Raw genomic sequence first — 21,303 nt, 5'->3', positions numbered from 1 at the left:
GTCGGGGGGCGCTATTTCCATTGCTCGATCAACGGACCGGTACGGCCCGCGATCGGATCGGCATCCGGAAGCGGTAGCCCGGCCATGCGCTCGCGGGCCTTTTCGCTCGGTGCCTCGCGGCAGATGTCCCAATCCTGTCCGCGCGGATAGGCGCCGACCACGAGAAAATCGTCGCTGGCTTCAATGCTACGATGGCCAGTGCCGGTCGGCAGAACGAGCGCGTCGCCGGCCTCGACGCGGATTTCGCGCCCGCCCGGACCACCGATCATAAGCGTCGCCGTGCCAGCCGCGATACCGAGCGCTTCGTGCGCGGTCGAATGATAGTGGTGATAGTCGTAGATGCCGTCGCGCCATTGCGGCGGCCAGCCGTTGTCGCCGAACGCCGCCTCGAATGCCTTCGCCGTTCCCTCGCAGTCGGTGGCATCGACCGCCCCATGATAGAATAGCACCGCGAGCTTAGGGTTGTTGGGGACCCAGTCGTGCTCAGGCAGCACGAAGCTCTCGACCTTCATAATGACGCTCCCACCTCGCTTGCAGCCGCTGGCCTGCGGCGGCGCTGCGGCTTGTCGGCCAGCTCGACCCATACCGGCGCATGATCGCTGGTCTTCTCCCAGCCGCGGACATCGCGGTCGACCTCTGCGGCGACGAGCCGATCGGCCAAGACCGGGCTCAGCAGCAGATGATCGATGCGCAGCCCGGCATTGCGGGCGTAGGCATTTCGAAAATAATCCCAGAAGGTGTAGATTTTCTCCCCCGGATGGAGCGTGCGCAGGGCATCGGTCCAGCCTTGGCCGAGCAGGCGAGCATAGGCAGCGCGTGCTTCCGGGGCGAACAGCGCGTCGTCCAGCCAGCGCTCAGGTTTATAGACGTCAAGATCGGTCGGCATGACGTTGAAGTCGCCGGCCAGCATCACCGGCAGGCCCGATCCGAGCAGTTCGGCTGCGTGATCGATCAGCCTGTCGAACCAGCGCAGCTTGTAGTCAAACTTGGAGCCGGGTTTCGGATTGCCGTTCGGCAGATAAAGCCCGCCGATCAGAACCCCAGCGACGGCCGCCTCGATGTAGCGGCTATGCAGATCGTCGGGATCGCCGGGGAGCCCCCGGCGCGTTTCGTGAATCTCGCCGACCCGGCTCAGGATGGCGACGCCATTCCAGCTCTTCTGGCCATGCCATATCGCTTCGTAACCAAGGTCTCGGATCGCCTTTTCGGGGAATTTCTCCTGCGGCGCCTTCAGCTCCTGCAAGCAGACGATATCGGGCCCGCTCTCCTCCAGCCAACGCAGCAGGACCGGAAGACGGCCGTTGACGCCGTTCACGTTATAGGTAGCGATCTTCACAGGTCGGGCAACGTCTGATCCGCGCGGCCCCAGCCGGCCAGCGCCTTCGATCGCGCGCGCTTCATCAGTTCGGCGGCATCGCCGATATGGAAATGGGCCGGGGTGTCGATCGTCTCCATCTCCTTCCATGTGATCGGAGCGGCGACGGGAGCGCCCTCGCGGGCGCGGGCACTGTACGGCATGACCGCCGTCGCGCCTCGTTGGTTACGCAGATAGTCAACGAAGATGCGGCCCTTGCGCTGGGCCTTCGGCAGCGCCGCTGTGAAATGCTCCGGATCGCTCTGCGCCACCGCCTGCGCGAGGCGATGCGCGAAATCCTTCACCTCCGGCCATTCGGCGCGCGGGGTGAGCGGCGCGATGACATGGACGCCCTTGCCACCAGTCACCATCGGGAAGGTCTCCAGTCCGATCGATTTGAGGATATCGCGGAACTGGAACGCAGCCGAACGCACCACTTCGAAATCGAGCCCGACATCGGGGTCGAGGTCGAACACCAGCCGATCCGCCTTCTCGACATCCTCGATCCGCGCGCCCCAGCCGTGGAACTCGATCGTGCCCATCTGCACGCAGGTCATCAGCCCATCGGCATCGTCGATATAGAGATAGGGTTCCTCGTGGCCGTTCTTCTCGACGACGCCGACATGATGGACCTTGTCGCCGAAGCTGCCGGCGTCATGCTTCTGGAAGAAGCATTTCTTGGCGCGGCCCTGCGGACAGCGGACCAGGCTGATCGGCCGCGAGCCGACCCAGGGAAGCATGATCTCCGCCACCGCCGCATAATGATCGGCGAGCTGGCCCTTGGTGATGTTGGACTCAGGAAAGATTACCCGTTCGCGGTTGCTGATCGGAACATTGCTGGTCGCGGGCGCCGGAAGGTCGGCGGCATGATGCTCGGTTTCTAGAACGACCGCCTCGGGCTTCTTGTCCTCGCGCAGCCCGAGATAGCTGGGATGCCGGAGCGTGCCTTCGTTGGTCATTTCCGTGAAGGCAATCTCGGCCACCAGCGCGGGGCGCAGCCAGTGCGCGCCGCGAACCTCGGCGCGGGCCGCCGCGACCGTGGGCGCCTTCTGTTCGAGCGGAGCCATGATCTCCATCAGGCGGAACAGCTCGGCGGTGTCGAAGCCGGTGCCGACTTTACCTGCGTAGCGAAGCTTGCCGTCATCATGGACGCCCAGGATCAGCGAACGGAACGCTCGGCTCTTGTCCGAAGGCGTCCAGCCGACAATCACGAACTCCTGCCGCTTGATGCACTTGGTCTTGACCCAGCTCCCGGCGCGCGAGCCGACATATTTCGCGGTGGCCAGCTTGGAGATCACGCCTTCCAACCCGGCTTGGCAGAAGCTGTTGAGCAGCTTTTCCCCGTTGCCGCGGATATGGTCCGAATAGCGGATATGACGAAGATCAGCGGGAAGGACCGCGTGCAGCCTTTCCTTGCGTTCGATGAGCGGAAGCCCGGTCAGATCGTCGCCGTCCAGCTCCAGCAGGTCGAACGCATAATAGTCGATGGTGCCGGGCGCACCCTTGAGCGCGCCTTGCAGCGCCTGGAAGCTCGACCGGCCATTGCCATCGAGTACGACCGCCTCGCCATCGATCAGCGCGGAGCGGACCTTGAGGTTGGCCGCGTCGGCGAGAATCGAGGGGAAGCGATCGGACCAGTCGAGCCCCGAGCGGGTATAGGCGCGAGCCTCCCCGCCACCGACCGATACGAGCGTGCGGTAGCCGTCATACTTCATTTCGTGCAGCCAACGGTCGCCTGCGGGCACAGCATCGACGAGGGTGGCAAGCTGGACAGGGCGGAAGGGCGGCGGTGTCGAGCCGGACACATGTTTCCTGCCGTCGGCTGATCGCGCCGAACGCTTCGGGTTTGGTCGTGTCGCAGCGCGCGCCACTCTGGCCGGCTCAGGCTTGCCTTGTCATCTTCGAGAGACTCCCGTGGACAGGGAGTCGTTCCCACAGCGAGAATGACGACGTCCGCCAATATGGAAGTTAGTGGTCGCCGCGATCGCCTTGGCCGGGCTTCGCCTTAGTCTTCGCGTGCTGCCGGACATCTTGGCTCAACGACCGGCCCACATCGTCCGATTCCTTGAACTTGCCCTCGTCATCCCGACGGACATAGCGCTTGTCAGTGCCGGTATCGATCAATTCTCGCTTCGACATCTTACTCTCCTCGTCTCGGCTTCAGCTTGGAACGCACAAGCGAGTCGTGGGGTTCATGCCCCAGCATCGGCCGCCGCTGGCGGCCTGAACGCGCCAAGCGCTGAGATGGCAGGAGTGGAGCACATGCCGGACGATCCAACGCCGCCGTATCCCGAGCAGCAGCAGCCTATGCCGGGACGCACCGATGCAATGAACCCGCGCCCCGATCACGGTGAAGACAGTTACAAGGGATCGGGCCGCCTTCAGGGTAAGCGCGCGATCATCACCGGCGGCGATAGCGGAATCGGCCGCGCCGTTGCGATCGCTTATGCACGCGAGGGCGCTGATATTCTGATCGCCTATCTGAACGAAGACGACGATGCGCGCGAGACGCAGCGGCTGGTCGAGGAGGCGGGCCGCAAGGCCGTGCTCGTGCCGGGCGACATCAGCAATCCCGACCATTGCCGTTCGATCGTCGACAAAGCGGTGGCGGAGCTGGGCGGACTGGACATCCTGGTCAACAACGCCGCCCATCAGGCGAGCTTCGAGGATATCGACGACATCTCCGACGAGGAGTGGCAGCTCACCTTCGCGACCAATATCCATGCGATGTTCTATCTGGCGAAGGCGGCCGTGCCGCATTTGGGCAAGGCTGGAGTGATCATCAATACGACCTCGATCAATGCCGACCAGCCGAGCGAGCATCTGCTGGCCTACGCTACGACAAAGGGCGCGATCCAGAACTTCACGATGGGATTGGCACAGATGCTGGCAGATAAAGGTATCCGCGTGAACTGCGTGGCGCCTGGTCCCGTCTGGACGCCGCTCATCCCGTCGACGATGCCGCCTGAGGCGGTGAAGAACTTTGGCAAGAATACGCCGATCGGCCGCGCGGCACAGCCGCGCGAGCTGGCGCCGCCCTATGTGATGCTGGCGACTGACGAGGCGAGTTATATCACCGGCGCAACCGTTCCGGTCACAGGCGGGCGGCCGTTCATCTGACAAGAGCCGGACCGGTCCACCTGCCGGAACTGAGGTAGGTCGGCCGATCAGCGAGGGACCGGATCAGCTCTTGGCGGCGTGCTCCGGCTTACCCTTGCGCTTGGTGTGAGCGAACTCCTCAAGCTGCTTTTCCGACATGGATTCCTCCATACTCTTGGATGCACCCTTGAGCTTCGATTTCGGCTGTTCGCCGCGCTTCGCGCTCAGCGCCGCGCCGGCGGCTTTTTGTTGAGCGACGGATTTTGCAGGCATTTGTCGACCTCCTTGTCCAAGCCGCACCAACGTCTCGCGCTATCCTTGGTGCCCGCGCTGCGGGATCTTCAGAAAAGCGCCGATTGCGGCGGATACACCTGCGCCGGGATCAGGCTTCCTTTGGGCAGAGTGCGCAGCACTTCACCCGCCGGCACGCTGGCGTCCAGCCAGTCCGTCCAGAGTTCGCGCGGTAGCGGCACGATCTGGCGCCGATGAAATGGCGCGATGTCCTCGCCGGGCTCCAGCGTCAGCATCGTGAACGCCTCGCCGATTTCGGGGTGCGCGCGCCAGATGCCGGCGATGCAGAACCAGTCATGATCCTTGAGCGTGAATAGCCATTTGGTCTTGCGCTTCTCTCCCGGCTGGGGGTCGGTGAACTCGTAGAAGCCGTCTGTCAGGATGAGGACCCGGTTCGATGTGAACTCGCGCCCTTCGGCACGGAAATTATAGACCGGCTTGCCGCCCTGCCCCGGCCAGCTCCATCGTCGGTTGATCAACTCGCCGCCGCCGCGCCTGCCCTCGATTCCGCGGACGATTGGTGCTGTGTCCGTGATGTTAATGTCAGCGCGCGCCGCTACGTTGGGCGTCCCTTCAGGCACGTCGATGTTGATCTCCAGACCCTCAAAATCCTCCATGATCGAGGCGATCTCCACTTCGAGCCGATAGTCATTGCACATGGCACGCTCTCTTCGTCATCTTGCGACTCGCTCTCGTTCCCATTATGTTCCAGCGCATGGACGTTAAGCCCACCCCGTTCGACTCCGGCGCTGCAGACGACCATGCCCGGCTTATCATCCGGAAGAAGACGAATGATTCCGGCAAAGTCGAGATGGTCAAAGCGCGCTGGGGTTCCAATCCCCGGTTCAGCGATGGCGCTTCGTTCCGGTTCGTGCGTTCCGAGGGGCGCACGTTCCCAAGCCACCGTTGCCTCATCCCCTGCTCCGAGTTCATTCTTGCCGTGGGCGACAAGCGCTATCGCGTGACGCTGGACGGCGGCAATTTCTTCTACCTCGCGGGAATCTGGGAACCGGCGATGGGTGAATGGCCGCTCAGTTTCCGGGTCGTCACCGTGCCTGCTTGTCTTGAGGTCGCGCGCTATCAAGAACGCCACGGCGCGATCATCCATCGCCGCCAGGTGATGCAGTGGCTCGACCAGACGGTGCCGGAGATAGATCTGCTGGAGACGCCGCCGGCTCACATGTTCGTTGTCGAGGAGATCGTCGATGCCCCGCGTCAGACTGCGCTGGCGCTGTGAGGCGGGGGGCCGGACGGGAGGATCAAGCTATGAGTCGCTTGTGGGACACGCCTGAATATTGGGTGCGTAGCGAAGCCGACGAGATGCTTCGCGAAATGGAGGATATGGAACCTGGCGCGGTGGCCGACTCGTTCGAGCGCACGTCCGCCAATTATGATGGCGATCCCGAATTCGCCCTTGCCGTGGTCGCCGATCTGCGCCGCCGTGCCGACGCCGGCGTGCGCTTCTGGCCCGGCCCACTCGGGCTAGCGGCAGACACGTTGCGGGCCGCGGGCGACATCGACGGATTGATCGATGACGAGATTCCGTGGTGAATCTCGCCGTCGCAGATCTATTCGACACGCCCATTTTGCCTGGCCTCGCGACGAGCGAGAATTTCATCAGCGCGGCGGAGGAACGCGCGCTGATCGCGCTGATCGGCGATTGCGAGCTGACGCCCTTCCAGTTCCAGCAATGGACCGGCAAGCGGCTTACGTGCAGTTTCGGCTGGAAATATGATTTCGGGACCGGCTGTTTCGCGCCGGCAGAGCCGATCCCGGACTGGCTGCTACCGCTGAAGGCGAAAGCTGCGGGGTTCGCTGGCCTCGATCCGACCGATCTCGTTCAGGCACTTCTGATCCGATACGACCCTGGTGCGGGAATCGGCTGGCATCGCGACCGGCCCGTGTTCGAGCACGTTGTCGGAGTTTCGCTGGGTCAGACGGCCAGGATGCGATTCCGCCGGCGCAGTGGCACGAAGTTCGAACGTGCTTACGTTCCACTACAGCCACGCTCGATCTACCATCTGAGTGGCGAATCTCGGAATGAATGGGAACACAGCATAGCTTGTGTGGATGCCGTCCGGTGGTCGATCACATTCCGTTCGCTTACGCGCGCCAAAGGGTTGCCGCTAAGCGATCTGACATCGTAGCGGACCACGCATGAACGAACCGACCGCGCATACTGCTTCACGAACAATCCTTGCCACACCGCGGGCCATCTTCCGCATATTGCTCGACGGCGAAGCGATGGCGAACTGGCGCCCGCCCGCTGACATGACCGCGCGGGTCGAGCACTTCGATCCCCGGCCGGGCGGCCGCTATCGAATGGTGCTTGTTTATCCTGACGGCAGCGTATCGCATGGCAAATCCAGCGAGCACGAGGACGTGATCGATGGCCGGTTCGTTGAAATCTTCCCGGACGAGCGTCTGGTCGAGGAAGTCCAATTCGAGAGCGACGATCCGCGGTTCCAGGGAACAATGACGATCACCACGCTCCTGGTCCCGGTGCGCGATGGGACGCGCCTCACCATCACTGCCACAAACGTGCCGCCAGGAATCAGTGAGTCTGACCACCGCACTGGGATGGAAGCAACGTTGCGCAATCTCGCCAACTTTGTCGAATAGGTTCGCCAGCGCAACGCTCGGCGCGCTGTTCACAAGTACGCAATCGTTCAATTCGCTTGGTCAAGCTCAGGTAAACTTTGCGATACAGGCGTGAATTAGCAGCTTTCTCGAACCGTCTAGCGCGGGCGTGTTCGACCACGCTCCCGGGTCTACGAACAACAAACCGCAACCTGGATCGGCCAGCGATATCGCCGCGTCAACGCGACGGAGAACTCTTCCTTTCTTGAGCATCCAACCAAGAAAAGACGCCAGGCATTCGCGCAGCGCGGATACGCCCCTCGTTCTTGAGAAGGGTTGTGGTCGTAGCGCAGGCATCTTGGATCTCATGCGACTGCTGCTCGGCACAATAGGCCCGAACCGCATCCAAGATTTCTGTATCGCCGCTGCGTCCGGCCAAGTCAGCCAGAAACGTTGCTGCGGTGAACGAGTCGAGCTGCTTAAGAATGATGTCGCGGTGGGCAAGAGCGAACCGGAATGCCATAAGCGGGTGACTGATCGCCACAGCCTCGATCATTCGTGGTCCGGCCGTTCCCGCTGATGTGTCGGCAACCGCAATATCCAGCGCTTTCGCGGCAAGGGCGTCATCTCTGGCACGTCCAAGCAGCTCAAACAGCGACGAACGAAGCTGCGGTGATCGCTCCGCGAACGCCATGATGCGAATGCGCTCCCAATCTTCGGCAGACGCGTTGCGCGCGACGGCCTTGAGCACTGCGATGCGAGGGGCCGGCTCTTCGTTCGCTTCGAACAGATGCCTGGCGCTGTTCAGGACTTCCGGCACGCCCGCGCCGCCGAGGGTCTCGATCAACTGTTCTCGCAAATTGGCGTCCTCTGCCGGCTCGCCAGACCGTGGAGACCAGCCCAACATTTGCAGACGAGGAGCGAAGGACGCCTGTGCGAAGTCGCGGAGAAGGAGCTGACCGCGGGCATCGTTTGCCGCATACCCATAAAGCGTATCCCAGTGCGACAGCGCGTCGCTGACAACCGGCGCGGGTGCCTCCGGGCCGAGATTGGATGTCAGTTCCAGGATCGCTGCCGGCGACCCGGCGCCCGCAAGGCCGAGGGCCGCTGTATCGCTGAGCAATGCGAGCTGATCGATCTGGTCCAGTGACGGGAAGACCTTGGATAACTCGGCCAGCATGGACGGAGAATAAGCGGTGCGGAAGTAGCTCTTCTGCCCGATGTTCACGACCGTCGCACCACAACCGGGGATCGAAACCATCGCTTTGTCGTGCAGAAGCAGTTGCTGAGGCTTCTGGCCCGGGTGACCAAGAAGAACGGGAAGATGCCAGCCGGGACCGGGGTCATCACGGCCGTCACTGTGGAAGCGGCGCTCGTCCAGCCGGACAATCGTCTGACCAGACTCGCATGAGCTCGAAGCCTCGACCAAAGGCAACCCGGCCTGGCGGGTGATGTCGCGCGCAATGCCGTCCACCGGGAGCTTGGCCGCAGCGCTTACGGAGGCCCAGAGATCGTCGCTCGTGGTGCTGCCGTAAGCATGGCGCGCGATATAATCGCGAAGACCGGCGCGCCATGCTTCGGACCCGACATAGGCCTCGAGCATGCGGATCGCCGCTTCGCCTTTGAAGTAGGTGATGAAATCGAAGGACTGGAGCGCGCCGGCGGCGTCATTGACCGGCTGCACGACGGCATGGCTCGTGTCGAGCGCGTCGGCCTCCATTGCCAGATCCCGCCCGCGCATGAAGGTAAGGTCCGGGCTCCATTCCGGGTGGAAATGGCGGTCGGCCTCCTGCTCCATCCAGGAAGCGAAACCTTCATTGAGCCAGAGGTCGTCCCACCAGCGCATCGTGACGAGATCGCCAAACCACTGGTGTGCCATTTCGTGCGCCAGAGTGGTGAACACGCCCTGCTTCCGGCGCTCGGATGCTGTCCGCGGGTCCAGGAGAAAATCTCGTTCGAAAGAAAAAACCGCCCCCCAATTTTCCATGGCGCCATATGTCAGGCTCTCCCCGGGGCCGGCCACGTTGTCGAGCTTGGGCAACGGAAATGGATAGGCAAAATAGGCGTTGAGCCATGGCAGGAGGCGCGTGGCGGAATCGAGTGCGAAATCAGCCTGTGATCCAACGCCGCGGCGGGTGACGACGCCCAGCTCCACACCGTCGATTTTCTTCGTGGTCCGTTCGAAATCGCCCACCGCCAGGAAGAGAAGATAGGTTGCCATCTTTGGTGTCGGCGCGAAGGTCACCTGATGGCGGCCATCGCGGACGCGCACATCCTTAACAGCGGGCATGTTGCTGATGGCGGTGGCTCCGGACGGCACGAGAGCCTTCACCGTGAACGTCGCCTTGAACGATGGTTCGTCCCAGGACGGGATCAGGCGACGCGCGTCGGCGGCCTCAAGCTGCGTGAACAGATAGCGCTTGCCCTGTTCATCAAGCGCGAAGAGTCCACTCCCGCTGCGCTGGACAGTCCCCGAATATGCTATCGAGAGGATGTAGCGGCCCGCCGCGACCCTCGATCCAACCGAGATGTGCATGGTCTGGTTTGTCGGGTCCAGCCGCACGCGGGCCGCGCCGAGGCTCTTGCCCCCTTCCGTTTTCAGCTCGACCCGTTTCACGTTCAGTTGCCATGCGTTGAGCACGATCTCCTCGGTGGCTGCCCGAACTGAGAGGTTGATCTTCTCCCTCCCGGAAAAGGTGAGATTCTTCCCATCGGGTTGGAGCACCACGTCATAATGAGTGGGAATAACGGTGCTGGGGAGCGTCGCCGAAGCCGGAAAAATCGGGATCAGGACTGCCAGCGCACCGGCGACACGAGAGTATCCGGCTCGCGTCAGAGCGAACCGGCATGGGAAAGCCTTGCCAAGCAACGGAATAGCCTCTTATTTAACAGCGATCTCTTTTCGTAAAACAGAAAGATTTGGATGTTTCAAGGTGATTCCGAGGCGATCGCGCGTACTGCGGGCAGGCTGCAGGGCCTGCTTGTCCTGATCCTTATCGGCACCGTCGCGATCGAAGGTTGGGCGCTCTGGACCGAACTGCTCGCAATACCGCGACTGCCGACGCAACTGCCCGCCGGGGCTCCCACATCGAATTGGTCGGGCTGGTGGTGCGATCTGCTGTCCGGCGTCGCGGTTATATTGGGTCTGCTTTGCCTGGTGAGGATGGCGGGGGCATTGGCCCAAACGGGAAGAATGGTGCCGCGCGCGACCAGCAGCCTGCGTTCGTTCGCCTATTGCATTCTTGCGGCAGCGGCCTCGACGAGCATCTTGCCGGTCGCCGTTCTGTTCGCCGCGCGCGCGCTTCATCTGTCGGACGGATCGGGCGCGGCAGTGGTCGGCTCAGATTTTCTTCTTCTGTTGATCGCCGGCGTGCTGGTTCCGATCACCCACCTCCTGGCCTCCGCGAACCTGGCCCGGGAGGAACTCGATCGCATCGTCTAGGAGCCGCCCGTGATCGTCGTCCGTCTCGATGTCATGCTCGCGCTTCGGAAGAAGCGGTCCAAGGATCTTGCCGAACATATCGGCATCACGGAGTCCAATCTTTCCCTGCTGAAGTCAGGGAGGGTGAAGGGCGTCCGCTTCGCTACCCTCGACCGTATTTGCCAATTTCTTGAGTGTCAGCCCGGCGATATCCTCGTCTGGGAGGAAGGCGAGCAACGGGATTGATCGGCGCACATAGCGTGCATTGTTGGAGTGCGGCCGCGCTCGCGTCCGATCGAGCATCTGGCCAGACCGGGCTCGGTCCGAGCGCTCCGAAGCGCACCATGGCGATCGAGGCTGATGAGCCGTTAGCGGATTTTCCGCAGCAGCGTAGCACCCGGAACTAGTTATTGAATGACTATTCCATAAAGGCCATATGGACCCGATGGCACGGCCAAGGGAATTCGATTCAGACCAGGCGCTCGACGAGGCGATCGCTGTGTTTGGAGCGCATGGCTTCGAGGGAACCTCGGCCCAGATGCTGGTCGAGGCGATGGGGATCGGGCGTCAGAGCCTCTATGGCGCATTCGGCGATAAGTGGCAGCTCTACCGCGCGGCGGTGCGTCGCTACGGTCAGGGCGAGATCGCATCGCATCTCGATGCGCTGCGCAGCGGTGCCAAGGCGATCGACGGGATCGAAGCGATGCTGCGCCGGGTGGTCGCGACCGCCGACCAGCCCTGCCTCGGCGTCGGCTCGATCTGCGAGTTCGGCCGGTCGCGCCCGGATCTGACCGAGATCCGTACCGCACTCGGCAAGCCGCTCGCCGACGCGCTCGCCGGCCGCGTCGCAGAAGCCCAGCAGGACGGTGACATCGCAGCGACGCTCGACCCCGGGCAGGTCGCCGGTTTCCTCGTCGGCTGCATCGCGGGCGTCGGGATCGCCGGGCGGGCCGGAGCCGACCGCGCGGCGCTGGATGCGCAGGCGGATCTCGCGCTCCGCGCGCTGCGCTGACCTCCCTTTTTTTGACCAATTACGGAACGATCATTCAACTTCGGAGCAAGACAATGAAGGCAGTCGTGATGACGGGGACCGGCGAACGAGAGGTCCTCCACTATGTCGACCGGCCGGACCCGGTGGCGGGACCGGGCCAGGCGCTGGTCGAGATCGCCTTTGCCGGTGTCAACTTCATGGACATCGGGGTGCGGCAGGGCATGGCCTGGACCGAGATGCCCGATCCCAAGATCCTCGGCGTCGAGGGCGCGGGCCGTGTGCTGGCGGTGGGCGAAGGGGTCGAGGACATCCGGCCCGGCCAGCGCGTCGCCTGGGTCTATGCGCCGGGGAGCTATGCCGAGCGGATCGCGATCCCCGCCGCCCTCCTCGTGCCAATCCCCGATACGATCGACGACCGCACCGCCGCTTCGATCATGATGCAGGGGCTGACCGCCAGCCATTTCGCGACCGACTTCTATCCGGTCCAGCCCGGCGACATCGCCTTCGTCCATGCCGCCGCTGGTGGCGTCGGCTTGCTGCTCACCCAGATCATCAAGCTCAGGGGCGGTTCGGTCATCGGGCGCGTCTCGTCGGCGGGCAAGATCGCCGCCGCCAGGGAGGCCGGCGCCGATCATATCATCGTCGACACCGAGGGGAAGTTCGCCGAGGAGGCCCTTCGCCTCACCGGCGGCGAGGGCGTCCATGTCGTCTATGACGGCTCCGGGCCTGTGACCTTCCAAAGCTCGCTCGACGTGCTGCGGCGCTCCGGCACCTTCTGCTGGTATGGGCCGGTACTGGGTGGCCCCGGCCCGCTTGACATCATGAGCCTGCCGAAGAGCATCAAGATCGGCTATGCGACCTTCTACGATCACATCCATACGCCCGAGCTGCTCCACGCGCGCACCAATCGTCTGTTCGACTGGATCGCCGAGGGCAAGCTGAAGGTCCGCGCGGGCGGCGACTATCTGCTCGCCGACGCAGTGCGTGCTCATGCCGACATGGAAAGCCGCAGGACCACGGGCAAGCTGGTGCTGGTCCCGTGAGCGGGCAGGTCGCCCTGGTCTTCGGCGGGTCGCGCGGCATCGGCGCGGCGATCGCCCGCCGACTCGCCGCCGACGGGTTCGACGTCGCGCTGACCTATGTCTCGCGAGCCGACAGCGCCACTGACGTCGTTTCCGCGATTGAAGCGGTCGGCGGGCGCGGACTCGCCATCGAAGCCGACAGCGCCGACCCTGCGGCGATCCGCCGGGCAGTCGACACGACGGTCGAGGCGCTCGGACCGCTCGACGCTGTAGTGGCCAATGCCGGTTTGCTGCGCCACGGCCCGGTCGAGAGCTTCGGGCTGGACGATCTCGACCGGATGCTCGCCGTCAACGTGCGCGGGGTGTTCCTGGCGATCCAGGCATCGATTGCGCGGATGCACGATGGCGGCCGGGTCATCACGATCGGCAGCAACACCGCGATCCGCACCGGCAGCCCCGGTAGCAGCGTGTATGCGATGACCAAGGCGGCGGTCGCCGCGATGGTCAAGGGGATCGCGCTCGACCTCGCGCCGCGCCGGATCACGGTCAACAACGTCCAGCCCGGCCCGACCGAGACCGACATGACCGCGGCGATGGCGGAACGGCTCAAGGAAATCGTCCCGCTGAAGCGTATCGGGCAACCTTCCGAGATCGCGGGGCTCGTGTCCTATCTGGCGGGCGACGAGTCGGGCTATATGACCGGCGCTAGCCTGACGGTCGACGGCGGCTACGTCCTGTAAGACGTGTCGTCGACGTCTCCGTCTGAGACGCATCGTCGCTTGTGACAATATGCTGCGCTCCATCGCTCGGATGGACTTTGCCGTCACGCCTGGATGCGGAGACGGCGCGACAAACGGTGGTGGCCCTCATCCACGTATTCGAAACTAGCACCTTGTGGACGGAAATCGCCTTCGCCTCAGTCGGGCCGACGGGCAGATGAGACGGTGCGGATCCGAAGCCATGACTTCCGCCAAGTGAACCCACCCGACGGTTTATCGGAGACACCCGACTGCACGAATCGGACCCGCTTGAACGAACCACGCGCTCCGTTACCGTTCACCATCGACCGCCAACGTTCGGTCGAATTTTAGGGCAATTTTTAGGGCAATCGGCCGAAGCCAAAAAAATCTCTAATGTTTTCAAGGGGAAGTGGTGGAGCCGAGGGGGATCGAACCCCTGACCTCGTCATTGCGAACGACGCGCTCTCCCAGCTGAGCTACGGCCCCAAAGGAGCGCTGCCTATAGGCGAGCGATTTGGCCCTTGCAACGGGCATGTTGCAAAAATTTCGGCGATTTTTGTGGGGGTCGTCACGCCCCTCCGTCGCGGTGAAACGCCCGTCCCGCCGGATGTTACCCGCCTGTAACGGCCGGAACAGCCTGCTTCGCCGCTCATTGATGGATCGTCGGCGCTGGCATCAGGCGCCCCGACCGGAGAAGGAGAAGGACGATGGGTTATCAAGGCGGAGGCCGCTACGGCCAGGATCGCTATGGCAGCAGCGGTGGCAGCGGCTGGGATCGCGGCGACCGATATGGCGGATCGGACAATTATCGCCGCGATGATCGAAACTATCGCTACGGGACGCGCGGCCAGTTCGGCGGCGGCGATTATCGCCGTGGCAATGAAGAACGCGGGCGCCCGCAGGATTATGATCCCGATGAGCGCGGCTTTTTCGACCGGGCCGGCGACGAAATCCGGAGCTGGTTCGGCGATGAGGAAGCCGAGCGCCGCCGCGAATATGACGAATATTATAACCGCCCCTATGGCGATCCGCGCGACCCGTCGAGCCGCATCGGTTTCGCGTCGGCGGGCCGGAGCGATTATCTCCCCAACCGCGGCTATGCGCCCTACACCAACGAGCGGAGCGGCTTCGGTAGCGAGGATCATGGCTCCCGCACGCGCGCATTCGGTCCCAATCAGGACTATGGGTCGCACCATGACAGCAACTATCATAGCTGGCGGCAGCAGCGGATCGACGAACTCGACCGCGACTATACCGAATATCAGCGCGAGCATCGTGACCGCTTCAACAGCGAGTTCAACACATGGCGGACCCGTCGCGGGGAGCAGCGGCAAGCGATCCAGCAGGTCAAGGAACATATGGAAGTGGTCGGCAGCGACGGCGAACATGTCGGCACGGTCGACAAGCTCCGGGGCGATCGCATCCTTCTGACCAAGAATGATGAGGATGCAGGCGGCGTCCATCATTCCATTCCGTCGAGCTGGATCAGGTCGGTCGATGCGACGAAGGTGACTCTGGAAAAAACAGCCGAGCAGGCGCAGGAGGCTTGGCGCACCGAACGCGAGCAGGGCGCCATGTTCGGTGACCGAGACAATGAGCGCAGCGGCTGGTCGAGCGAACGCCAGTCGAGCAGCTACAGCACGAATCGCTATCGCTGACAGGCACGGGCCTTGACGCAGGAAGGTCCGGCCGAAAGGCCGGGCCTTTTCTTATGTAAGCCGCTTGCCATGCAACGCTCCCCGGTGCCAAGCCTAACCGCGTTCTTCGATGAGGTTGCTCATGCCGACATTGCTGCTGCTGGCGCTATCCAATATCTTCATGACTACGGCCTGGTACTGGCATCTGAGAGGCGGGATGGAAAAACCGCTGCTGACGGTGATCCTGATTAGCTGGGCCATCGCCTTCGTCGAATATTGTCTTGCCGTCCCCGCCAACCGCATCGGCTTCGCGCATGGCTGGACCGCCGGGCAGCTCAAGATCGCGCAGGAAGCCATCGCGCTCGTCATCTTCGGCATATTCATGGTGACGGTGCTGGGCGAGCCGCTGCACTGGCGACATGCCGCAGCCTTCCTCTGCATCATGGCAGGGGTCGGATTTCTCTTCGTCGGGCGGACCTGAGCGCGGCTCGGTTCAGTCCAGTACGTTGGGGAGGTCGCGGAACCCCTTGTGCAGGGCGGCGCCCCAACTGTGGGATATGCGCGAGAACTGCTCGTCCTCCGCCTCGATCCGGGTGCGGACGCGAAAATCATATGTGTCGCGCTCGATGACCGTCAGATCGAGCGGCATGCCCACCGAAAGGTTGGACCGGAGAGTCGAGTCCATCGACACCAGCACGGCCTTGGTCGCATCTTCCAGACTGGTTTCGCGGCGGATGATGCGGTCGAGGATAGGCTTGCCATATTTATGCTCGCCGATCTGGAAGAAGGGCGTGTCTTCCGTCGCCTCGATGAAATTACCGGCGGAATAGACGAGGTAGAGGCGCGGCTTGCCGCCCCGGCGCTGCCCCGCGATCATGATGGACGCGCTGGACGCCGATCCCCCCATCTCGATGCTTTCGCGATACTGCCCCTGCATCGACCGCATGGCGTCGCCAACGATCTGGGCGACGCGGTGCATGGTGTCGCAGTTCAGGATGGTTTCGACGGTGGGATCGAGTTCGGATTCCTTGATCGCCTTGCTCAGGTTGGTCTTCACACCCTGCGTGATCGAAAGATTGCCGGAACACATGATCGTGATCGCCCGGTCGCCTGGGACATGATAGGTGAAGCTCTTCCGGAAGCGCGCGATATTGTCCATGCCCGCATTGGTGCGGGTGTCGGACAGCATGACCAACCCCTGATCCACTCGCACCGCCACACAATAGGTCATGCCGCCCCCCGGCCTCCTGATCCGGCTTCAGTCCTGAACCTGTGGCCTAATCTGTTGCTGCTGCCGCTGCAACTGCCGTTGCTCGACCCCTTCGTCCGCTACGGATATGCGCACGTCCGCCTCGACCATGATGTCGCCCGTCAGCGTGACCGACCCGCGTATGGGCGCCGCATCGTCGGCGTCCAGCCCGCTGGCGACGCGCAGATAGCGGTCCGTCGCGCAAACGCGATTGGAAGGATCGAAACCGATCCAGCCGAGATCCGGCAGGTAAGCCTCCGCCCAGCCATGGGTTTCGTGCAGCAGATCGCCGTCGCCCGCGAGCAGGTAGCCCGAGACATAGCGTGCAGGCACGCCAAGCGAGCGGGCAGCGGCGATGAAGACCTGCGCATGGTCCTGACACACGCCCGCCCCGAGCGCGAAGGCTTCGGCGGCGGTGGTCGTCGACAGGGTGACGCCCGAGCGATACTGGACCGCATCCGCCACGGCGGCGGAGAGCGCGTGCAGCCGGGCGAGCGGCCCTTCCCCCACCGGCAGACCGCGCGCCAGTTCCGAAATGGCTTCCGAAGGCCGCGTCAGGTGGGTGTCGCGCAGGAAATAGGGCGGCGGCACCTTCGAAGACAACGGCCCGAGGATACCGTGCGTATCGCGGGTTTCCACCAGACCTTCGGCCACGATGGTCGCGTCGTCCATCCGGTCGTGGCGAATCCAGATCGCTTCACTTTCGCCATAGGCGTTGGGACGAAAGCTGAGGACGGGTTCGTCGTTGATGCTGACCTGCCAGTTATCGACGGTCTGCGCCGGTGTATCGACAGGCATGAGCTTCAGGCGCATGGCGACGCGCCCCGCCGAGGCGGAGTATCGGTAGGTCGTCTGGTGGCGAACCAGCAGTTTCATGCCGCTCCCCTACCCGATGTCAGCCAAAATGATAGGCCTCGGCGATTTCGAAGCCGAGGCGGTTGGTCATGGCAAGGCCGTTCTGCACCGTTTCGTGCAGGCCGCGCCGGAAAATTTCGCCGCTGTCGATGCTTTCCATCGCGGCCACCAGTTCGCGCGCAGTATCGTGGCAGGCCGCGCGCGCATTATGCCATCCAGCAAGGCGGTTCAGGCGATAGGCGATCTGATCGTAACAATAGGCGACGCTGCGCGGAAACAGGCGGTTGAGCACCAGAAAGTCGGTGATCTGCCACGGCGTGTAGGTGCCGCCGTAGACATGATGATAGGCCCGCGCGCCCGACAGGGCGTAGAGGACGGAGGTCCACTGATAATGGTCGCGATTGCCGCCCACGACTTCGGTTTCGGGCAGCAGGACATAATATTTGACGTCGAGCAGCCGCAGCGTCATCTGCGCGCGCTCCAGCGCGGAGCCGGTGCGCAGGAAGTCGTGCCCTTCGTTGCGCAACTGTCCCGAATGGGCGGCGCCGCGAAAGGTCATGACGCGCGTTTTCACCCAGTCGATGAGCGCGGGAAGCTGCTGCCGCGCTTCGCCCACATCATAGCTGTCGAGCTTGCGCCAGCCGTCATTGAGCGATTCCCACATGTCCTGCGTCAGCATCGTGCGGGCCGACTTGCCGTTGGCGCGCGCCTTCAGGAGGCAGGAGCGGATCGAGCTGGGGTTGTCGAGGTCCAGCATCAGGTAGGATACCGCGTCGCTTTCGCTGACGATGCGTCCTTCCGGGAACTGATGCCCGGTTCCCGTCGCCCGAACGACCGACCGCCATTCGTCGCGATGATGCGCGCCGGGCAATATCGCCATGCGCTGCCCCATGGTGATGAGTCGCGCGGTGGCTTCGGCGCGCTCCATGTAGCGCGCCATCCAGAAGAGATTTTCGGCGGTCCGGCTCAGCATCGCATCAATCCTGCATCACCCAGGTGTCCTTGACGCCGCCGCCCTGGCTAGAATTGACCACGAGCGAACCTTCGGTCAGCGCCACGCGGGTCAACCCGCCGGGGACGAGGCGGATCTGCTTGCCGACGAGGCAATAGGGCCGGAAATCGGCGTGGCGACCGACCACCGCCGCCGGGCCAAGCGTGGGCACGGTAGACAGATCGAGCGTCGGCTGCGCGATGAATTCGCTCGGATTGGCCTTGATGCGATCGGCATAGGCCGCGATTTCCTCACGGGTCGATTTCGGGCCGATCAGCATGCCGTACCCGCCAGATCCGTGCACTTCCTTCGCCACCAGTTCGGGCAGATGCTCCAGCACATAGGCGAGTTCATCGGGCTTGCCGCACTGCCATGTCTGGATATTGTCGAGGATCGGCTTTTCCCCGAGGTAGAAGCGGATCATCTCCGGCACATAGATATAGACCGCCTTGTCGTCGGCGATCCCGGCCCCCGGCGCGGAAGCCAGCGTGACGCCGCCGCTGCGATAGACGTTGAAGATGCCGGGCACACCCAGCAGGCTGTCGGGCCGAAACACCAGCGGGTCGATATATTCGTCGTCGATGCGGCGGTAGATCACGTCCACCGCCTTCGGCCCCAGCGTCGTCTTCATCCAGACGCGGTCCTCATCGACGAACAGGTCCGCCGGTTCCACAAGCTCTACGCCCATCAGGTCGGCAAGAAAGCTGTGCTCATAATAGGCGCTGTTGAGTGCGCCGGGGGTGAGCACGACCACGACCGGATCGCCCTTGCAGGCGGGGGGCGCGACTTCCTTCAGGCTCTTGAGCAGTTCGGCAGGATAATCGTCCACCGGCGCGACCAAGCCCTGTTCGAACAGTTCGGGGAACATCCGCGTCATTATTTCGCGGTTTTCGAGCATGTAGGAGACGCCCGACGGCGTGCGGCAATTATCCTCCAGCACCTCGAAACTGCCGGGACCGGTCCGCACGATGTCGATGCCGACGATATGGCTGTAGACCTTACCCGGCGGGGTGAAGTCCGCCATTTCGGCCAGATAGGCGCTGTTGCGGTAGATGATGTCGGCGGGCATGATGCCCGCCTTCACGATCTCCCCACGATGATAGACATCGTGCAGAAAGGCGTTGAGGGCGCGGGCGCGCTGGCGGATGCCACGGTCCAGCACGCGCCATTCCTGCGCTGTAAAAATACGGGGCAGCAGATCGAAAGGGATGAGCCGTTCCGGATCGCCGCCCTCACCATAGACGGCGAAGGTGATACCGATGCGGCGGAAAATGGCCTCTGCCTCATCCAGACGGCGGTTGAGACCGGCAATGCCCGTTCGCTCCACCCATTGCTGCACTTCATCGTAACAGGGGCGTATCGAACCGTCCGGCTCAAACATCTCATGGAAGGGCAAGTGGTCGATCCTCCCTCGGCCCAGGCGGACCGGTTGTGCATTGCAGCATTAGGACGCGGGGATCGGGCGAATGCAACAGAAAAAAACGCGCCGCGCCTGTCCCGCAGCGTTATGAACGCCCGAACGGCGGGAAAGCCGCAAACCCCGCCAGCCGGGACAGCTGAAAATAGCAGGCAGTTTTTCGGCGAGGCCGGACACAAGCCCCGTTGACCCGCTGCCCCGCCCTGCGTATAGCGCCGCCTCACTGCAGGGTCATGCGCCCTGCCTGCCCATGGGGCGGAGTAGCTCAGCCGGTTAGAGCAGCGGAATCATAATCCGCGTGTCGGGGGTTCGAGTCCCTCCTCCGCTACCACATCGACAGTCCGGTTCTGCAACATCGGGCTTGCCCTGATCGTTGAACAGCGGCAAGGCCGCTGCAAACAGGCCGTGGAGAGGTTTGCAGGCGGATGAGCTTTTACGATGTGTTGATCGTGGGTGCGGGCCACGCCGGGGCGCAGGCAGCCATCTCCCTGCGACAAGCGGGCTTTGAAGGCAGCGTCGCCATGATCGGCGACGAAAAATATCCGCCCTATGAGCGGCCCCCGCTATCCAAGGAATATTTCGCGGGCGAAAAGACGTTCGAGCGCATCCTGATCCGCCCCGCCGCTTTCTGGGAAGAGCGCAAGGTCGACCTGCTGCTCGGCAAGCGGGTGAAGAGCGTCGATCCGGTCGCGAAAACCGTCACCGCAGGCAGCGAGGATATCTCCTACGACAAGCTCATCTGGTGCACCGGCGGCACGCCGCGGATGCTGACCTGCGATGGCGCCGATGCGGCCAACGTTCACGCCGTGCGTCGGCGCGACGATGTGGACGCGATGATGGGGAAGCTCGACGCCATCGGCCATGTCACGATCGTGGGGGGCGGCTATATCGGCCTGGAAGCCGCCGCGGTGCTGACGAAGTTCGGCAAGACGGTGGTGCTCCTCGAGGCGATGGACCGCGTTCTCGCGCGGGTGGCCGGCGAGGAACTGTCGCGCTTTTACGAAGCTGAGCATCGCGCGCACGGCGTCGACCTGCGCACCGGCGCGAAGATGGACTGTATCGAGGTGACGGACGGCAAGGCGACCGCCGTGCTGATGGCAGATGGCGAGCGGATCGAAACCGACATGGTGATCGTGGGCATCGGCATCATTCCCGAAACCGGCCCTCTGATCGCGGCGGGTGCTGCGGGCGGCAATGGCGTCGATGTGGACGAATATTGCCGCGCGTCCCTGCCCGACATCTATGCCGTGGGCGATTGCGCCGCGCATGCCAACCGCTTCGCGGGCGGCGCACATATGCGGGTGGAATCGGTGCAGAACGCCAACGATCAGGCCAAGACCGCCGTCGCGCATATTTTAGGGAAGGAAGAGCCCTATGATGCGGTTCCGTGGTTCTGGTCGAACCAATATGATCTGAAACTCCAGACGGTTGGACTGTCCGTGGGGTTCGACCAGACGGTCCTGCGTGGCGATCCCGCCGCGCGCAGCTTTTCGGTGGTTTACCTCAAGGGTGGCAAGGTCATCGCGCTCGACTGCGTTAATGCCGTCAAGGACTATGTGCAGGGCCGCGCCCATGTGCTGTCGGGCGCTGCTCTCGATGTCGCGCAACTGGTCGATGCGGGCGTGCCGCTGAAGGAAGTGGGGCTGGCCTGACCGG

Annotated in this window: 23 protein-coding genes and 2 tRNA genes; 14 read left to right on the top strand and 11 right to left on the bottom strand. The window is 63.3% G+C overall.

The genetic code is table 11. The annotated features are described in order from the left end of the window. Positions 1–11: 11 nt before the first annotated feature. From SAMIE_RS02605 to ligD, 3 genes are read right to left on the bottom strand one after another with little or no spacing between them, the layout of a single operon-like run. On the bottom strand, positions 12–512 hold the full coding sequence (locus tag SAMIE_RS02605; protein WP_066697909.1) for a cupin domain-containing protein: 501 nt from the start codon (positions 510–512) through the stop codon (positions 12–14). Further along, entirely contained in the window at positions 509–1,336 is an 828-nt protein-coding gene (xth, locus tag SAMIE_RS02600; RefSeq protein ID WP_066697912.1) for an exodeoxyribonuclease III, read from the bottom strand. Before xth ends, SAMIE_RS02605 begins: the two co-directional genes overlap by 4 nt. After that, positions 1,333–3,159, bottom strand: a complete 1,827-nt coding sequence (gene ligD, locus SAMIE_RS02595) for a DNA ligase D (protein ID WP_232037352.1) — start codon at positions 3,157–3,159, stop codon at positions 1,333–1,335. The genes xth and ligD overlap by 4 nt, the downstream gene beginning before the upstream one ends. 457 nt (positions 3,160–3,616) lie before the next feature. Here ligD and SAMIE_RS02590 point away from each other — a divergent pair, with 457 nt between their 5' ends. Further along, positions 3,617–4,474 (top strand): SDR family oxidoreductase, encoded by an 858-nt coding sequence (locus SAMIE_RS02590; protein WP_066697924.1) that lies wholly within the window; start codon positions 3,617–3,619, stop codon positions 4,472–4,474. 63 nt (positions 4,475–4,537) lie between these two features. On the opposite strand, the gene SAMIE_RS02585 is transcribed toward SAMIE_RS02590, so the two are convergent. After that, the gene (locus SAMIE_RS02585) at positions 4,538–4,726 is read right to left on the bottom strand and encodes a DUF3008 family protein (RefSeq protein ID WP_066697927.1); all 189 of its coding nucleotides are present in this window, start codon (positions 4,724–4,726) and stop codon (positions 4,538–4,540) included. Between the two features lie 68 nt (positions 4,727–4,794). Continuing rightward, positions 4,795–5,403 (bottom strand): SOS response-associated peptidase family protein, encoded by a 609-nt coding sequence (locus SAMIE_RS02580; RefSeq protein WP_066697930.1) that lies wholly within the window; start codon positions 5,401–5,403, stop codon positions 4,795–4,797. Between the two features lie 56 nt (positions 5,404–5,459). On the opposite strand from SAMIE_RS02580, the gene SAMIE_RS02575 reads away from it, so the two are divergent. From SAMIE_RS02575 to SAMIE_RS02560, 4 genes are read left to right on the top strand one after another with little or no spacing between them, the layout of a single operon-like run. Then, entirely contained in the window at positions 5,460–5,981 is a 522-nt protein-coding gene (locus SAMIE_RS02575) for an SOS response-associated peptidase family protein (RefSeq protein WP_232037351.1), read from the top strand. Positions 5,982–6,010: 29 nt separating this feature from the next. After that, positions 6,011–6,295, top strand: a complete 285-nt coding sequence (locus SAMIE_RS02570) for a hypothetical protein (RefSeq protein ID WP_066697932.1) — start codon at positions 6,011–6,013, stop codon at positions 6,293–6,295. Next, the gene (locus SAMIE_RS02565; protein ID WP_066697935.1) at positions 6,289–6,891 is read left to right on the top strand and encodes an alpha-ketoglutarate-dependent dioxygenase AlkB; all 603 of its coding nucleotides are present in this window, start codon (positions 6,289–6,291) and stop codon (positions 6,889–6,891) included. The genes SAMIE_RS02570 and SAMIE_RS02565 overlap by 7 nt, the downstream gene beginning before the upstream one ends. Positions 6,892–6,901: 10 nt before the next feature. Next, positions 6,902–7,366: an SRPBCC domain-containing protein gene (locus tag SAMIE_RS02560; RefSeq protein ID WP_066697937.1), complete on the top strand. Its 465-nt coding sequence runs from the start codon at positions 6,902–6,904 to the stop codon at positions 7,364–7,366. A 196-nt stretch (positions 7,367–7,562) separates the two neighbouring features. Here the strand turns inward: SAMIE_RS02560 and SAMIE_RS02555 are convergent, their stop codons facing one another. After that, complete coding sequence (locus tag SAMIE_RS02555) at positions 7,563–10,193, bottom strand: M1 family metallopeptidase (RefSeq protein WP_066697940.1); 2,631 nt, start codon at positions 10,191–10,193, stop codon at positions 7,563–7,565. Between the two features lie 54 nt (positions 10,194–10,247). Here SAMIE_RS02555 and SAMIE_RS02550 point away from each other — a divergent pair, with 54 nt between their 5' ends. The 5 genes from SAMIE_RS02550 to SAMIE_RS02530 all read left to right on the top strand — a co-directional run bounded on the left by SAMIE_RS02550 (position 10,248) and on the right by SAMIE_RS02530 (position 13,498). After that, complete coding sequence (locus tag SAMIE_RS02550; protein WP_066697943.1) at positions 10,248–10,766, top strand: DUF2975 domain-containing protein; 519 nt, start codon at positions 10,248–10,250, stop codon at positions 10,764–10,766. Positions 10,767–10,775: 9 nt separating this feature from the next. Beyond that, the gene (locus tag SAMIE_RS02545) at positions 10,776–10,991 is read left to right on the top strand and encodes a helix-turn-helix domain-containing protein (RefSeq protein ID WP_217998374.1); all 216 of its coding nucleotides are present in this window, start codon (positions 10,776–10,778) and stop codon (positions 10,989–10,991) included. 199 nt (positions 10,992–11,190) lie between these two features. Then, the gene (locus SAMIE_RS02540) at positions 11,191–11,757 is read left to right on the top strand and encodes a TetR/AcrR family transcriptional regulator (protein ID WP_066698356.1); all 567 of its coding nucleotides are present in this window, start codon (positions 11,191–11,193) and stop codon (positions 11,755–11,757) included. Positions 11,758–11,810: 53 nt separating this feature from the next. Further along, a complete protein-coding gene (locus SAMIE_RS02535) occupies positions 11,811–12,779 on the top strand; it encodes a quinone oxidoreductase family protein (protein WP_066697946.1) in 969 nt (322 codons plus the stop codon). Then, the gene (locus tag SAMIE_RS02530; protein ID WP_232037349.1) at positions 12,776–13,498 is read left to right on the top strand and encodes a 3-oxoacyl-ACP reductase family protein; all 723 of its coding nucleotides are present in this window, start codon (positions 12,776–12,778) and stop codon (positions 13,496–13,498) included. The genes SAMIE_RS02535 and SAMIE_RS02530 overlap by 4 nt, the downstream gene beginning before the upstream one ends. Positions 13,499–13,908: 410 nt before the next feature. Here the strand turns inward: SAMIE_RS02530 and SAMIE_RS02525 are convergent. Continuing rightward, positions 13,909–13,984 (bottom strand) — tRNA-Ala (locus SAMIE_RS02525). Between the two features lie 221 nt (positions 13,985–14,205). Between SAMIE_RS02525 and SAMIE_RS02520 the strand changes: the two genes are divergently transcribed. Together SAMIE_RS02520 and SAMIE_RS02515 are read left to right on the top strand one after the other, a co-directional pair. Beyond that, positions 14,206–15,156: a DUF2171 domain-containing protein gene (locus SAMIE_RS02520; RefSeq protein WP_066697949.1), complete on the top strand. Its 951-nt coding sequence runs from the start codon at positions 14,206–14,208 to the stop codon at positions 15,154–15,156. A gap of 121 nt (positions 15,157–15,277) precedes the next feature. Further along, positions 15,278–15,616, top strand: coding sequence for a DMT family protein (locus SAMIE_RS02515; protein ID WP_066697956.1), 339 nt, complete (start codon positions 15,278–15,280; stop codon positions 15,614–15,616). A gap of 12 nt (positions 15,617–15,628) precedes the next feature. Here the strand turns inward: SAMIE_RS02515 and SAMIE_RS02510 are convergent, their stop codons facing one another. The 4 genes from SAMIE_RS02510 to SAMIE_RS02495 are packed head-to-tail and all read right to left on the bottom strand — an operon-like array spanning position 15,629 to position 19,626. Further along, a complete protein-coding gene (locus tag SAMIE_RS02510) occupies positions 15,629–16,366 on the bottom strand; it encodes a peptidase (RefSeq protein ID WP_066697962.1) in 738 nt (245 codons plus the stop codon). Positions 16,367–16,393: 27 nt separating this feature from the next. Beyond that, positions 16,394–17,260 (bottom strand): transglutaminase family protein, encoded by an 867-nt coding sequence (locus SAMIE_RS02505; protein WP_066697963.1) that lies wholly within the window; start codon positions 17,258–17,260, stop codon positions 16,394–16,396. Between the two features lie 19 nt (positions 17,261–17,279). Continuing rightward, positions 17,280–18,212 carry an alpha-E domain-containing protein gene (locus SAMIE_RS02500; protein ID WP_066697965.1) on the bottom strand — a complete coding sequence of 311 codons (933 nt, stop codon included), beginning with the start codon at positions 18,210–18,212 and terminating at the stop codon, positions 17,280–17,282. Between the two features lie 4 nt (positions 18,213–18,216). Continuing rightward, on the bottom strand, positions 18,217–19,626 hold the full coding sequence (locus SAMIE_RS02495; protein ID WP_066697967.1) for a circularly permuted type 2 ATP-grasp protein: 1,410 nt from the start codon (positions 19,624–19,626) through the stop codon (positions 18,217–18,219). Positions 19,627–19,901: 275 nt separating this feature from the next. Here SAMIE_RS02495 and SAMIE_RS02490 point away from each other — a divergent pair. Continuing rightward, positions 19,902–19,978: transfer RNA gene (locus SAMIE_RS02490), tRNA-Met, on the top strand. A gap of 94 nt (positions 19,979–20,072) precedes the next feature. After that, complete coding sequence (locus tag SAMIE_RS02485; protein ID WP_066697969.1) at positions 20,073–21,299, top strand: NAD(P)/FAD-dependent oxidoreductase; 1,227 nt, start codon at positions 20,073–20,075, stop codon at positions 21,297–21,299. Positions 21,300–21,303: the final 4 nt, after the last annotated feature.

Origin of the sequence: Sphingobium amiense, assembly GCF_003967075.1 — a bacterium.
GTDB lineage: Bacteria > Pseudomonadota > Alphaproteobacteria > Sphingomonadales > Sphingomonadaceae > Sphingobium > Sphingobium amiense.
The sequence above is the reverse complement of the archived record's forward strand: the minus strand, read 5'-3'. Positions and strand labels throughout refer to the sequence as shown.